The sequence below is a fragment of the Streptomyces sp. NPDC002403 genome, assembly GCF_053593015.1.
In genome coordinates this window covers 24,801-37,423 of sequence record NZ_JBSFBQ010000037.1, presented here as the reverse complement: position 1 = coordinate 37,423, position 12,623 = coordinate 24,801, and the positions used below count along the sequence as shown (strand labels likewise).

Below are 12,623 nucleotides of genomic sequence, written 5' to 3'. Positions count from 1 at the left end.
TGGCGGCGCGCCCTGGAGAGAGGTGGTGACACGGAGATCCGGTCAGGCGTCCCCGTACGCCTCGCCGCCCAGCTCCAGCCCGGCCTCGCCGGCCGTCGCGTCGGCCAGCCAGCCGCGGAAGGACTCGACGTCGGAGTCCGGCAGTCCGATCTCGATGACGACGGCCTCCGCGTAGCGGACCTCACGCACGGTGCGGCCGGTGGCCCGGAGGTCGTTCTCCAGCTTGCCGGCGCGCTGGTGGCCGACGGTGATCGTGGCGAGGCGGAAGCGGCGGCGGGTGACGGTGCCGAGTTCGTCGAGGGCCTCGCCGACCACTCCCCCGTAGGCCCTGATCAGTCCGCCGGCGCCGAGCTTGACGCCGCCGTAGTAGCGGGTGACGACGGCGACGACGTAGCGCATCTCACGGCGCGTCAGCATCTGGAGCATGGGTACGCCCGCGGTCCCGCCGGGTTCCCCGTCGTCGCTCGCCTTCTGCACGGAGGCGTCGGCGCCGATCACATAGGCGAAGCAGTTGTGGGTGGCGGTCGGGTGTTCCCTGCGGACGCGTGCGACGAAGTCCTGCGCCTCCTCCTCGGTGGCGGCGGGGGCGAGCGCGCAGATGAAGCGCGATCGGTTGATCTCGGTCTCGTGCACGCCCGCTCGGGCGACTGTCCGGTACTGCTCCTGCATCCGGCCAGCCTATGCCCCGTACGGGAATGGTCCGGGGCCGCCGTCCGTTGTCCGGATCATGTACGCAGACGAAGAGACGATCCACCGGATCCTCCGGGACAGCGGCGACACCTGGGCTGTTGTGGGCCTGTCCGACAACCGGTCGCGCGCGGCCTACGGCGTCGCCGAGGTGCTCCAGCGCTTCGGCAAGCGGGTGGTCCCGGTGCATCCGAAGGCGGAGCGGGTGCACGGCGAGGACGGCTACGCCTCGCTGGCCGACATACCGTTCCCGGTGGATGTGGTGGACGTCTTCGTCAACAGTGAGCTGGCGGGCGCGGTGGCCGACGAGGCGGTCGCGGCGGGCGCCAGGGCCGTCTGGTTCCAGCTCGGCGTGGTCGACACGGAGGCGTACGGCCGCACGCGTGCCGCTGGGCTGGACATGGTCATGGACCGCTGCCCCGCCATCGAGATCCCGGCACTGAAGCGCTAGAAGGGCTCACGGGCGCACCCGCGTCCTTCGTCCGGATGTGCGTGGTGTCGCGCCCGGCGTCCGGCTGGGAGAATGGCGGGCTGTGACTACTACGACTGCGCCGTCCGTCACCCACAGCCGGAGCGGGCTGGCCGGACAGCTGTCCGAGCTCGGCGTGGAGCCGGGCGGTGTCCTCCTGGTGCATGCCTCGATGCGGGCGGTGGGCCAGGTGAGCGGCGGGGTCCGCGCGATGGCCGGTGCGTTGCGGGACGCCCTCGGGGCACAGGGCACGCTCGTCGTCCCTGCCTTCACCCCGGAGAACTCCGACACCTCTCCGCACTACCTCGAGCGGGTGCGTGGCCTCGACGACCGGGCCCGGGAGGCGGTCCGGGACAGCATGCCGCCCTTCGATCCGGCGACCTCGGCCGCACCGTCGATGGGCAGTCTGGCGGAGGCGGTCCGGCTGGGCGAGGGAGCGGCGCGCAGCGACCATCCGCAGACGTCCTTCGCCGCGCTCGGCCCGCTGGCCCGGAAGCTGCTGTCGGGTCACCGCCCCGACTGTCACCTCGGCGAGGACTCGCCCTTGGCCCGCCTCTACGACCTGCGGGCCCAGGTGCTCCTGCTCGGCACCGGATTCGACACCTGCACCGCGTTCCACCTCGGCGAGTACCGGGTGGCCGCCCCGCCCCGCCGGAGCTACCGCTGCGTGGTGACGGCCGGAGGCCGCCGCCGGTGGTGGGAGTACGAGGACGTCGCCCTGGACGACAGCGACTTCGCGGCCCTGGGCGCGGATTTCGCCCACGCGCACGACGCCGCGGCCGTGCGCTCCGGTCCGGTCGGCTCGTCGAGGAGCCGTCTCTTCCGCATCACCGACGCCGTCGACCACGCCACGCGCTGGCTGGCTTCCCACCGGGCCGTGGCGCCGGCGCGGGCCCTCTGCCACTCGCCGGGCTGAGAGCACCCGCGGTCGGCGGCCGCCCTCTCAGCTCCTGATACCGAGCCCCTCGACGACCACCGCGCCCGGCAGCGCAGCCAGCGCCTTGCCCGGGACGATCAGTTTGCCCCGGCGGCTGCCGCTGCCGACCAGGACCCAGTCCTCGTCGACGACCGCGGGATCGATCAGCAGCGGCCATGCGGCGGGCAGACCGACGGGCGTGATGCCGCCGTACTCCATGCCGGTCTCGCCGACCGCCGTTTCCATCGGGGCGAAGGACGCCTTGCGGGCGCCCAGCTGCTTGCGGACCGCGCCGTTCACGTCGACGCGGGAGTGGGACAGCACGAGGCAGGCCGCCAGCGTCACCTCGCCGCCGCGCTTGCCCGCCACCACGACGCAGTTGGCCGACCGGTCGAGCAGCTCCGCGCCGTGGTGCTCGACGAAGACCGCGGTGTCGGCGATGGCCGGGTCCGTGCCGACGTGAATGATCTGCTCGGCGGGGAAGCCGCCCCAGCCCGCGGACACCGCCGCGGCGACGGGCGCGGTGAGCAGGTCGAGGCGGTCGGCCGCCGGACCGGCGTTGTCGAAGGAGCCGATGGGAGCGCGCATGCGCACCACGCTAACAGCGCCCAGAGGGCCCTCGGCTCTCCGTCTCACCGTACGGGCGGGATGGAGACGGCCATGGTGACTTCGGCCGGTTCGGAGCCGTCGTTGCGGTAGGCGTGCGGGTGATGCGCCTCGAACGAGGCGGAGCCACCGGCCGGTACGGCGTACGCGGTGCCGCCGACGACCAACGTGAGCTCGCCCGCGGTGACGTGGAGCAGTTCGACGGTGCCCTCGGGGTGCGGATCGGAGGCGCTGCTGTCGCCGGGCATCAGGCGCCAGGTCCAGAGTTCGAGCGGTCCCCTCGCCTCCGTGCCGACGTGCAGGGTGGTGGAGCTGCCCGCTTCGGTGGACCACATGCGCACCGCCTGGCTCTCGGGCACCAGCCGGACCGGTGAGCCCTGCTCGTAGTCGAGCAGCGTGGTGATGCTGACACCCAGCGCGTCGGCGAGCTTGACCGTGGTGCCGACGCTCGGGTTGGTGCGGGCCTGTTCGATCTGGATGATCATGCCGCGGCTGACCCCGGCACGGGCGGCGAGCACATCCAGGGTGAAGCCGCGTTCCCCTCGCCAACGCTTGAGATTGCGTGCCAGCGACTGAGTGAGCTGATCGAGGTCAGACACATTCCGTCCAATATTTTGGATGACAGGGTCAAAAATACTGCACTACGGTGTGGTGCACCCACCCGTTCACCGCACTGTACTGCGAGGCATGCAATGACAGCACTGTTCGCGCTGGCCACCAGCCTGCTCTGGGGACTGGCCGACTTCGGCGGCGGAGTGCTCACCCGGCGCATGCCCGCGCTGACCGTGGTCGTCGTCTCGCAGACCGCCGCGGCCGCGGTGCTGGGCGTCATCGTGATCGCGACCGGAGGCTGGAGCGAGGTGGGCCCGCAGCTGTGGTTCGCGGTGGCGGCGGGCGTCGTCGGGCCGGTCGCGATGCTGAGCTTCTACAAGGCCCTGGCGCTCGGCCCGATGGGGGTCGTCTCCCCGCTCGGGTCGCTGGGCGTCGCCGTGCCGGTGAGCGTCGGCATCGTCGTCGGTGAGCGGCCCGGGCTGCTGCAGTTCGCGGGGGTCGGCATCGCCGTGGTGGGCGTCGTGCTGGCGGGCGGTCCGCAGCTGCGCGGGGCGCCGGTGCGGCGCCGGGCGGTGCTGCTGACCCTGGTGGCCGCGTTCGGCTTCGGTTCGGTGATGTCCCTGATCGCGGAGGCGTCCACGACGGTGACCGGGCTGTTCCTGGCCCTCTTCGTCCAGCGCCTCACCAATGTCGCGGTGGGTGGTGCGGCCCTGTACGCGTCGGTGCGGGGCGGGTCCCGGGCGCTGCCCGAGGAGGGCGGATCCGCCGCGGTGCTGGCCGCGCTGCCCACCCTGGCGCTCATCGGGCTCGCGGATGTCGCGGCCAACGGCACCTACTCGGTCGCCGCACAGCATGGGCCGGTCACGGTGGCCGCCGTCCTCGCCTCGCTCTATCCGGTGGTCACGGCGCTGGCCGCACGCGGCGTACTGAAGGAACGGCTGCGCGGGGTGCAGGCCGCCGGGGCCGGTCTCGCCCTGGTGGGCACGGTGTTGCTGGCGACCGGCTGAGGCCGGGGTCAGTCGGCGGACGGGCCTGCCGTCTCGCCAGGCTCCGCCAGTGCCAGCAACTGCTCGGGGGTGACGCCGTCAGGAATCGGCACCGGCGCGGGGGTGCGCAGCGGCGGCTGCCAGCCGTTCTCGGCGTCCCAGCTGCGTACGACGCGGGCGGGGGCACCGGCCACCACCGCGTGGTCGGGCACCTCGCCCCGCACCACCGCCCCGGCCGCGACCACGACGTTGCGGCCGAGCGTGGCCCCCGGAAGGATCACCGCCCCGGTGCCGATCCAGCAGCCGGGCCCGATGGCGACGGGCTCCATGCGGGGCCACTGCCGGCCGACCGGCTCATGCGGATCGTCGTAACTGTGGTTCGTCGACGTGATGTAGACGTACGGCCCGCAGTACGTGTCCGGGCCGATGGTCACCGTGGTGTCGGCGACCACATGACTGCCGCGCCCGAGGACCACCCCGTCCCCCAGGGTCAGGATCGGATCGGGGCCGAGGTCCAGGTCGGGCATGAGTCCGGCCGTCAGCGTGACCTGCTCACCGATCACACAGTGCGAGCCGAGCTCGATCCACGGCTCCCCGAAGACCGTGCCCTGCGGGAAGGCCAGCCGGGTGCCCGCGCCGATCCGGCGGAAGCGCAGCGCGCCCGGGCGGTCCGCGGTGACCGAGCCCGTCTCCTGCACCCAGCGCCAGCCGCGGTGGACGGCCCGGGACAGGGCACGCCGCCGCCAGGCGGCAAGGGAAGAGAACGTGTTCCTGTTCGTCGGCACTCGCTCACGGTAGTCGGCGGCGTCCGGACCGATCACCGGGGCGTCCTGTGATGTTCACCCCACTCGGCCGCGGCCCCCCGGCCGTCGCATACCGTTTCTCCTGCGCGATCGACGCGATCGAACAGCCGTGGCCGGCTGCCGGAACCCGACAACCGCGGCCGCACGACACCTGAGCACGGAGGAACGGGCGATGGCAGAGCAGGCGTTGATCACGGGAATGGGCGGCAAGGAGCCGGACATCGACGCGGATGCCTTCACGGCACCGACCTCGGTCGTCATCGGTGAGATCACGATGGCCGCGGGCTCCAGCGTCTGGTACCACGCCGTGCTGCGCGCCGACTGCGGCCCGATCGCCATCGGGGCCGACAGCAACATCCAGGACAACTGCAGCGTCCATGTCGACCCCGGCTTCCCCGTCACGGTCGGCGAGCGCGTCTCGGTCGGGCACAACGCCGTGCTGCACGGCTGCACCATCGAGGACGACGTTCTCGTCGGCATGGGATCCACCGTCCTCAACGGTGCCCGCATCGGCGCCGGTTCACTGATCGCGGCGCAGGCACTGGTCCCGCAGGGAATGCAGGTGCCCCCGGGCTCGCTGGTCGCCGGTGTCCCCGCCAAGGTCAAGCGACAGCTGACCGAGGAGGAGCTCGAAGGCATCAAGTTCAACGCGGTGGGTTACGTGGAACTGGCCAAGGCGCACCGCCAGGCCCACGAGGGCTGAGCGGGAGGGCCGGGAGCGGGCGCCCGGCGGCTCCCCGGGTCCGCTGCGCCCGCGCCGTACCGTCGCACCCGGCCGGGTCCGTGCCGGGTCAGTCCGCGGCCGGTACCGTCGCCGAGGTGACCGACATCCGCTCCGCCGCCTTCTTGGCCCGGTTCTTCACGATCAGCATCGAGGTGATGCCGATCAGCACCGCGGCCACGAGGCCGAGATAGGAGAACCGCTTGAGCCACGCCTCGGCGACGACTCCGACCGAGTAGATGACGGCCGTGGTGCCACCCGCCCAGACGATGCCGCCGAGCACATTGGCGATCAGGAACTTCCAGTACGGCATGTGCAGCACGCCCGCCAGCGGACCGGCGAAGATCCTCAGCAGCGCCACGAAGCGGCCGAAGAACACCGCCCACATGCCCCACTTCTGGAACGAGCGCTCCGCCATCGCGATCTGGCTCTCACCGAAGTGCTTGGGGAACTTCCCGCCCAGCCAGGCCAGCATCGGCCGGCCGCCCTTGCGGCCTATGGCGTATCCGATCGAGTCGCCGATGACCGCGCCGGCCGAGGCGCAGGCGCCGAGGATCCACGGGTTGATTCCGTCGTGCCCGGCGGCCAGGAGCGCGGCGCTGACCAGGACGATCTCGCCCGGCAGCGGAATGCCGAGGCTCTCCAGCCCGATGACCACGCCCACCAGGGCGTAGACGCTGACCGCGGGGATGGTCTCCAGCCATTCCTGGATGTGCAACGCCGATCCTCCCGTAACCGAATGTCCGTTGCCCGCCGGGCAACTCCTCGGCGCACGGCGGGAAGCCTACCTGCCCCGTCGGCCGCCCGGACAGGGCGAAGAGCCGTCACGCACCCGGTCGTTGGGGGTGTGTGACGGCTCTTCGCGGAGCCCGCCGGGATCAGGCGTTGGGGCGCAGCGTCCAGACGACCGTCATCTCACCGGTCACCGCGCCGTCGGCGCGCCGGATCTCGATGGCCACCGGGAACTCCGGCCGTCGGCCCGCGTCGAGTTCGGCGATGACCTCGGCCACCGGGCGGCCGAGGGTCGCCGTCGCGGTGACGACGCCCTTGGCCAGCTTCTTGTAGCCGATCTCCGCCTTCACCGCCAGCGGCACGGCGCGCGACATCTGGTCGCCGAAGGCGGCGATGACGATCGCCCCGCTCGCCGACTCCGCCAGCGTGAACATCGCTCCGGCGTGCGGTCCGCCGATGTGGTTGTGGTACTCGGCCTGGTCCGGCAGGCGGACCACCGCGCGCTCGGCGGTCGTCTCCAGGAATTCGAGATTGAGGGTCCGTGCCATCGGGACCGTCGCGACGAGCATCTCGCCCACGGTCATCTGTTCAGCGCTCATGACCAGATGTTACTCACGAGTAGAACTCTTTGGCCATCCCCGGGAACCCCCGGCGCCCCTCCCTGATCACATCCTTCACCGTCCGCACACGGGGGCGGGCGTGGCAGACCGGCCACCACCCCTCTATCGTTACTCGCCATGTGGCCAGGACAGCAGCCGCCCGGGGGCGAGCAAAACCCGCAGGACCAGAATCAGAACCCGTACCAGCAGCCGGGGTACCAGCAGCCGAATCCCTATCAGCAGCCGGGATATCAGCAGCAGGGACAGCCGGGGCATCCGCAGCAGGGACAGCAGCCCGGCTATCCGCAGCCGAACCCGTACCAGCAGCCGACCGTGCCGCAGTACGCGGTGCCCGGCCCGCCCGGTCCGCCGCAGCCCGGCGACAACAAGAAGAAGACCACCGCCGTCGCGATCGTCGCGGCCACCGCTGTCGTCGTGGCCGCCGTGGTGACCGGTGTCGTCGTGATGAACAAGGACGACAAGGGCAAGGACGTCGCCGACGACAAGCAGTCCTCGGCGCCCCCCAAGCCGACCGGCTCGGCCACCGGCGAGACGAACCCGCGCAGCGACGACGGGGACCCCAAGCCCCTCATCCCCGGCTGGAAGGTCGTCACCAACCCCAAGTGGGGCACCCAGTTCGACGTGCCCGGCGACTGGGAGGTCGGGACGCCCGGCACGTTCTCGTACTTCGAGGACGACAAGAAGGGTGACGGCTCGCCGCTCATCGGCTTCTCCGCGCCGTCGTTCTACCAGAAGCAGTGGTGCGTGGACGACTCCGACAAGGACGGCGTCAAGGAGGACATGAGCCTCGCGAGCGCCGGCACCAGGGGCGCCCAGGGCGCCACCGACGCCGCCAAGAACGCCCACAGCGAGGCCGGCACCTGGGCGTGGGCCGCCTACGCGCAGCACATGCCGGAGAGCACCATCAAGTTCACCGATGCCGAGCAGTACACCACCAAGTCGGGTCTGACCGGCCAGGTCGTCACCGCCACCGCCCCGAACGTCACGAAGCGGAAGAAGTGCGACAGCGACGGCAAGTCCATCGCCTTCACCTTCAAGAACAAGAAGGGTGAGTTCGCGTCCTGGGTCCTGTACGGAGCCGCCTCCGTCAAGGACGAACTCCCGGAGACGACGATCCGGAAGATCCTCAGCACCGTGCGGCTGGTGGACGTCGTCAAGACCGACTGACCCCTTCCCCTCCCCGGAAAACAGTTGGCACGGCGAGGGGTGCGGAGGCGATAGTCCCCTGGTGACTGTCGCCTCCGCCCCTGTGTCCCGTCCGCTGCGTCCCGGCCGCAACTACCGTCTGCTGACCGCCGCCGCGATCATCACGGGCCTGGGTACCCATGGCGCGCTGATCGCGGCGGCGTTCGCCGTTCTGAAGGCCGGCGGTGACGGCGGCGACGTCGGTCTGGTGGCCGCCGCCAGGACCGCGCCCCTGGTGCTCTTCCTGCTGGTCGGCGGTGCGCTCGCGGACCGGCTGCCGCGCCATCGGGTGATGGTCGCGGCGAACACCCTCAACTGCCTTTCGCAGGCCGCGTTCGCCTGGCTGGTCCTGGCCGGTGATCCGCAGCTGTGGCAGATGATGCTGCTCACCGCCCTGTGCGGCACCGGACAGGCGTTCTTCAACCCGGCGGCCGAGGGCATGCTGATGTCCAGCGTCGACCGTGAGCAGGCGAGTCGCGCCTTCGCGCTGTTCCGGATGGCCATGCAGGGCGCGTCGATCGGGGGTGCGGCGCTCGGCGGCGCCATGATCGCGGCGATGGACCCGGGCTGGGTGCTGGCCGTCGATGCCGCGGCCTTCGCGGTGGCGGGTGCGCTGCGCGCGTTCCTGGACGTCAGCCACATTCCCCCGCGTGCGCCGGGCGGCGGTCTGCTCGCCGACATGCGTGACGGCTGGCAGGAGTTCGTCGGACGCCCCTGGCTGTGGAGCATCGTGGCGCAGTTCTCGGTCGTGGTCGCCGCGGTGGGCGCGGCGGAGTCGGTGTACGGCCCGCTGGTCGCCCGGGACGAGCTCGGTGGCGCCCGCCCCTGGGGCTTCGCGCTCGCCGCGTTCGGGGCCGGCACCCTGGGCGGGGCGATGCTGATGACGCGCTGGAAGCCCCGGCGGCTGCTGCTGGCCGGAACGCTCTGCGTCTTCCCGCTGGCGCTGCCGGCGGCGGGTCTCGCGGTGCCGTTGCCGGTGGGCGCGCTCTGTCTGGTGATGTTCGTCAGCGGGGTGGCCATCGAGGTGTTCGGGGTCTCGTGGATGACGGCCATGCATCAGGAGATCCCGGAGGAGAAGCTCTCCCGGGTCTCGGCGTACGACTGGTTCGGCTCGGTGGCGATGATGCCACTGGCCACCGCGCTCGCCGGTCCGGTGGAGTCGCTGGTCGGGCGGAGCGCGGCCCTGTGGGGCTGTGCGGCACTGATCGTGCTGGTCACCGGGGCCGTGCTGTTCGTGCCGGAGGTGCGTGGCCTGACCCGGGCCCCCGCCACCGCCGAGGTGGCGAAGGACCGGGGACCGGTCTCAGCCGATGCTGAAGGCTCCGTCGGGCGGCTCGGGTGAGGCGACCGCAGCACCGTCCCTGACCGGCTCGGCGGCACCGGTGAGCCGGTCCAGCGCGGGACCGTGCTCGACCCTGGCGGGGAAGGCGTCGGCGGCGCAGCGGCGGGTCAGCGTCGCGGTGTCGATGCGGCTCGGGGAGGCGACGAGGACGAGGTTGCCGAAGCGCCGGCCGCGCAGTACCGCGGGTTCGGCGATCAGTGCGAGTTCCTCGAAGACGGCTGCGAAGGTGGCCAGTTGGGAGCGGAGGAAGCCGAAGGGCGCTCCGTCGGCGAGGTTGGCGGCGTAGATTCCGCCGTTCCGCAGCGACCGGCGGGCAGCCTGCGCGTACTCGACGGTGGTGAGGTGGGCGGGGACCCGCGAGCCGCCGAAGACGTCCGCGATCAGGACGTCGAGGGAGCCGGGTGCGGTCTGTTCCAGCCGGCCGCGGGCGTCCGCGCCGTGCACGGTGATCCCGCTGCTGTCGGGGACCGGCAGCTGCTCGGCGACCAGTTCGAGGAGCCCGAGGTCGGCCTCGGCGACATCCTGACGGGAACCGGGCCTGGCCGCGGCGACATAGCGGGGCAGGGTGAGCGCACCGCCACCGAGGTGGAGTACGTCCAGCGGTGCGCCCGGTGCCGCCGCGCAGTCGATGACATGGGCGAGCCGTCGCGCGTACTCGAATTCGAGATGGTCCGGCGCGTCGAGGTCGACGTAGGACTGGGGCGCGCCGTCGACGGTGAGCAGCCAGGCCCTGTCCCGGTCCACATCGGGGAGAAGTCTGGCGGTGCCCTGGTCCACGTCCCGGATGACCGGTATCGAGTCGTTCACTCCCCCATTGTGGGGTGCCGGATCAGTTGCTCAGGACCGCGACCACGGCTTCGGCGTGTGCCGTCGACTGGGCGAGTCCGGCGCGGGCGGCCGCGGCGCGGCAGCTCGGGTCGAGGGGGTTGCGGCCGAAGGCCTTCTTCGCCGCCGCGTCCGGGGTGATGAGCTCGACCCGGGCCCCGTTCGCGGCGAGCGCGGCCGCCTGCGAACCCGGCGAGGCGATGGCCTTGTTCCCGCCGGCAGACGGGGCGATGACGACGACGCGTCCGTACCCGGCGGCGAGCTGGGCGTTGGCCGTGGAGTGCACCCCGCCGTCGATCCAGGACCGCCCGTCGATGCGGGCGACGGGCCATACGGCGGGGACCGCGGAGCTCGCGGTGACGGCGTCGGCGAGGGACACCCCGCCGTCCTTGTCGAAGGTGTGGAGTTCGCCGGTCGTGGCGTCGACGGCGGTGACGATCAGGTGACGCCCCGGCCACTCGGGCGACAGCAGACGGCCCTCGATCGCCGCACGCCGCTCCTGCGCGGTGACGCCGAGCCGGGCGCCCTGCGCGATCCTGCCCAGCTTCCGGCCGTACGCCTCGGGGGTGCGGGCGGACAGTACGGCCCCCGCGTAGCGCAGCAGGGTGAGCATGCCGAGCTTGCCGCCCGTGATGTCCCGAGGATCGGCGAGCTGGAGTTCGTAGAGTTCGGGAAGGCCGAGCAGTCCGGAGGCCAGCTGTGCGCCGACCATCGCTCCCGCGGAGCTGCCGATGATCAGATCCACTGCGGAGAGGTCGGCGCCCGACTCAGCGAGCCCGTGCAGGATTCCCGTCTCCCAGGCGCCGCCGGTGACACCGCCGGACCCCAGTACCAGTGCCGTGTCTGTCATGGCGTCAGTCTTGCGCATGGCTCCGGGCCCGCCTCCCGTGGGGTACGGGAGGCGGACCCTTGGGATGTCGCCGTTCAGAGGACGCCGGTGACGGTGCCGGCGCCGACCGTGCGGCCGCCCTCGCGGATCGCGAAGCCGAGTCCGGTCTCCAGCGGGACGTCACGTCCCAGCTCGACGGTCAGGTCGACCGTGTCGCCCGGACGCGCCACCGCCACCTCGCCGAGGTCGACGTCGCCGACGACGTCCGCGGTGCGGATGTAGAACTGCGGCCGGTAGCCGGTGGTGACCGGGGTGGTCCGGCCGCCCTCCTTCGCCGACAGGACGTACACCTGGGCGGTGAAGCGCCGGCTCGGCGTCACACTGCCCGGCGCCGCGACCACATGGCCGCGGCGGACCCGGTCGCGCTCCACGCCGCGCAGCAGCAGGGCCACGTTGTCACCGGCCTGCGCGGACTCCATCGGCTTCCCGAAGGTCTCCAGCCCGGTGACGACGGTCTCGATGTCCGGGTCCGGCCCGAGCACCGACACCCGGTCGCCGGTGCGGACGGTGCCGCGCTCGACGGCTCCGGTGACGACGGTGCCCCGGCCGGTGATGGTCAGGACGTTCTCCACCGACAGCAGGAACGGCGCGTCGGTGTAGCGGACCGGCATCGGTACGTACGTGTCGACGGCGTCCAGCAGCGCCTCGACGGCCGCGGTCCAGCGCGGGTCGCCCTCCAGCGCCTTCAGGCCCGAGACCCGCACGACGGGCACGGAGTCACCGCCGTAGCCGTGCGCGGACAGCAGCTCGCGGACCTCCAGCTCGACCAGGTCGGTCAGCACCGTGTCCTCGCCGTCGTCGACGGCGTCCGCCTTGTTGAGGGCGACGACGATGTGGTCGACACCCACCTGGCGGGCGAGCAGCACGTGCTCGGCGGTCTGCGGCATGATCCCGTCGAGCGCGGAGACGACCAGGATCGCCCCGTCGAGCTGGGCGGCGCCGGTGACCATGTTCTTGATGTAGTCGGCGTGCCCGGGCATGTCGACATGCGCGTAGTGACGGGTGTCGGTCTCGTACTCGACGTGCGCGATGTTGATGGTGATGCCGCGCTGTGTCTCCTCCGGCGCCCGGTCGATCCGGTCGAACGGGACGAACGTGCCCGTCCCGCGGTCGCTGAGGACCTTGGTGATGGCGGCGGTCAGGGTGGTCTTCCCGTGGTCGACGTGGCCCATGGTGCCGATGTTGAGGTGCGGCTTGGTGCGCACGTATGCCGTCTTGGGCATGGTTCATTCCTTGGTGTTCGAAGCTGGGAGAGAAGACCCCGGGGCCCGGCCGACCCTCCCCTTGCGG

At 71.8% G+C, this 12,623-nt stretch carries 15 protein-coding genes; 6 read left to right on the top strand and 9 right to left on the bottom strand.

Annotated elements, in window-relative coordinates; all coding sequences use genetic code 11:
• Nucleotides 1–42: 42 nt before the first annotated feature.
• The gene (locus tag ACWCPY_RS30880) at nt 43–669 is read right to left on the bottom strand and encodes a YigZ family protein (protein ID WP_451270451.1); all 627 of its coding nucleotides are present in this window, start codon (nt 667–669) and stop codon (nt 43–45) included.
• 58 nt (nt 670–727) lie between these two features.
• On the opposite strand from ACWCPY_RS30880, the gene ACWCPY_RS30875 reads away from it, so the two are divergent.
• Both ACWCPY_RS30875 and ACWCPY_RS30870 read left to right on the top strand, forming a co-directional pair.
• Nucleotides 728–1,138 carry a CoA-binding protein gene (locus ACWCPY_RS30875; RefSeq protein WP_329814731.1) on the top strand — a complete coding sequence of 137 codons (411 nt, stop codon included), beginning with the start codon at nt 728–730 and terminating at the stop codon, nt 1,136–1,138.
• A gap of 82 nt (nt 1,139–1,220) precedes the next feature.
• Nucleotides 1,221–2,072: an aminoglycoside N(3)-acetyltransferase gene (locus tag ACWCPY_RS30870; RefSeq protein WP_451270449.1), complete on the top strand. Its 852-nt coding sequence runs from the start codon at nt 1,221–1,223 to the stop codon at nt 2,070–2,072.
• Nucleotides 2,073–2,099: 27 nt separating this feature from the next.
• Here the strand turns inward: ACWCPY_RS30870 and ACWCPY_RS30865 are convergent, their stop codons facing one another.
• Both ACWCPY_RS30865 and ACWCPY_RS30860 read right to left on the bottom strand, forming a co-directional pair.
• Nucleotides 2,100–2,660 (bottom strand): YbaK/EbsC family protein, encoded by a 561-nt coding sequence (locus tag ACWCPY_RS30865; RefSeq protein WP_451270447.1) that lies wholly within the window; start codon nt 2,658–2,660, stop codon nt 2,100–2,102.
• A 44-nt stretch (nt 2,661–2,704) separates the two neighbouring features.
• Nucleotides 2,705–3,277 carry a helix-turn-helix domain-containing protein gene (locus ACWCPY_RS30860; protein WP_451270445.1) on the bottom strand — a complete coding sequence of 191 codons (573 nt, stop codon included), beginning with the start codon at nt 3,275–3,277 and terminating at the stop codon, nt 2,705–2,707.
• Nucleotides 3,278–3,370: 93 nt separating this feature from the next.
• On the opposite strand from ACWCPY_RS30860, the gene ACWCPY_RS30855 reads away from it, so the two are divergent.
• Nucleotides 3,371–4,237: an EamA family transporter gene (locus ACWCPY_RS30855; RefSeq protein ID WP_451270443.1), complete on the top strand. Its 867-nt coding sequence runs from the start codon at nt 3,371–3,373 to the stop codon at nt 4,235–4,237.
• Nucleotides 4,238–4,245: 8 nt separating this feature from the next.
• Here the strand turns inward: ACWCPY_RS30855 and ACWCPY_RS30850 are convergent, their stop codons facing one another.
• The gene (locus tag ACWCPY_RS30850) at nt 4,246–5,001 is read right to left on the bottom strand and encodes an acyltransferase (protein ID WP_451270441.1); all 756 of its coding nucleotides are present in this window, start codon (nt 4,999–5,001) and stop codon (nt 4,246–4,248) included.
• 190 nt (nt 5,002–5,191) lie between these two features.
• On the opposite strand from ACWCPY_RS30850, the gene ACWCPY_RS30845 reads away from it, so the two are divergent.
• Complete coding sequence (locus ACWCPY_RS30845) at nt 5,192–5,722, top strand: gamma carbonic anhydrase family protein (RefSeq protein ID WP_451270439.1); 531 nt, start codon at nt 5,192–5,194, stop codon at nt 5,720–5,722.
• Between the two features lie 88 nt (nt 5,723–5,810).
• On the opposite strand, the gene ACWCPY_RS30840 is transcribed toward ACWCPY_RS30845, so the two are convergent.
• Nucleotides 5,811–6,458, bottom strand: a complete 648-nt coding sequence (locus tag ACWCPY_RS30840) for a DedA family protein (protein WP_451270437.1) — start codon at nt 6,456–6,458, stop codon at nt 5,811–5,813.
• A 160-nt stretch (nt 6,459–6,618) separates the two neighbouring features.
• Nucleotides 6,619–7,056, bottom strand: coding sequence for a DUF4442 domain-containing protein (locus tag ACWCPY_RS30835; RefSeq protein ID WP_329814767.1), 438 nt, complete (start codon nt 7,054–7,056; stop codon nt 6,619–6,621).
• A 153-nt stretch (nt 7,057–7,209) separates the two neighbouring features.
• Here ACWCPY_RS30835 and ACWCPY_RS30830 point away from each other — a divergent pair, with 153 nt between their 5' ends.
• Together ACWCPY_RS30830 and ACWCPY_RS30825 are read left to right on the top strand one after the other, a co-directional pair.
• Nucleotides 7,210–8,259, top strand: a complete 1,050-nt coding sequence (locus ACWCPY_RS30830) for a hypothetical protein (RefSeq protein ID WP_451270435.1) — start codon at nt 7,210–7,212, stop codon at nt 8,257–8,259.
• Nucleotides 8,260–8,320: 61 nt separating this feature from the next.
• Nucleotides 8,321–9,619, top strand: coding sequence for an MFS transporter (locus ACWCPY_RS30825; protein WP_451270433.1), 1,299 nt, complete (start codon nt 8,321–8,323; stop codon nt 9,617–9,619).
• On the opposite strand, the gene ACWCPY_RS30820 is transcribed toward ACWCPY_RS30825, so the two are convergent.
• From ACWCPY_RS30820 to tuf, 3 genes are all read right to left on the bottom strand, one after another.
• Nucleotides 9,581–10,426 carry a spermidine synthase gene (locus ACWCPY_RS30820; RefSeq protein ID WP_451270431.1) on the bottom strand — a complete coding sequence of 282 codons (846 nt, stop codon included), beginning with the start codon at nt 10,424–10,426 and terminating at the stop codon, nt 9,581–9,583. The genes ACWCPY_RS30825 and ACWCPY_RS30820 overlap by 39 nt on opposite strands.
• 22 nt (nt 10,427–10,448) lie before the next feature.
• Complete coding sequence (locus tag ACWCPY_RS30815; RefSeq protein ID WP_451270429.1) at nt 10,449–11,294, bottom strand: patatin-like phospholipase family protein; 846 nt, start codon at nt 11,292–11,294, stop codon at nt 10,449–10,451.
• Nucleotides 11,295–11,368: 74 nt separating this feature from the next.
• Nucleotides 11,369–12,556, bottom strand: a complete 1,188-nt coding sequence (gene tuf / locus ACWCPY_RS30810; protein ID WP_451270427.1) for an elongation factor Tu — start codon at nt 12,554–12,556, stop codon at nt 11,369–11,371.
• Nucleotides 12,557–12,623 lie beyond the last annotated feature (67 nt).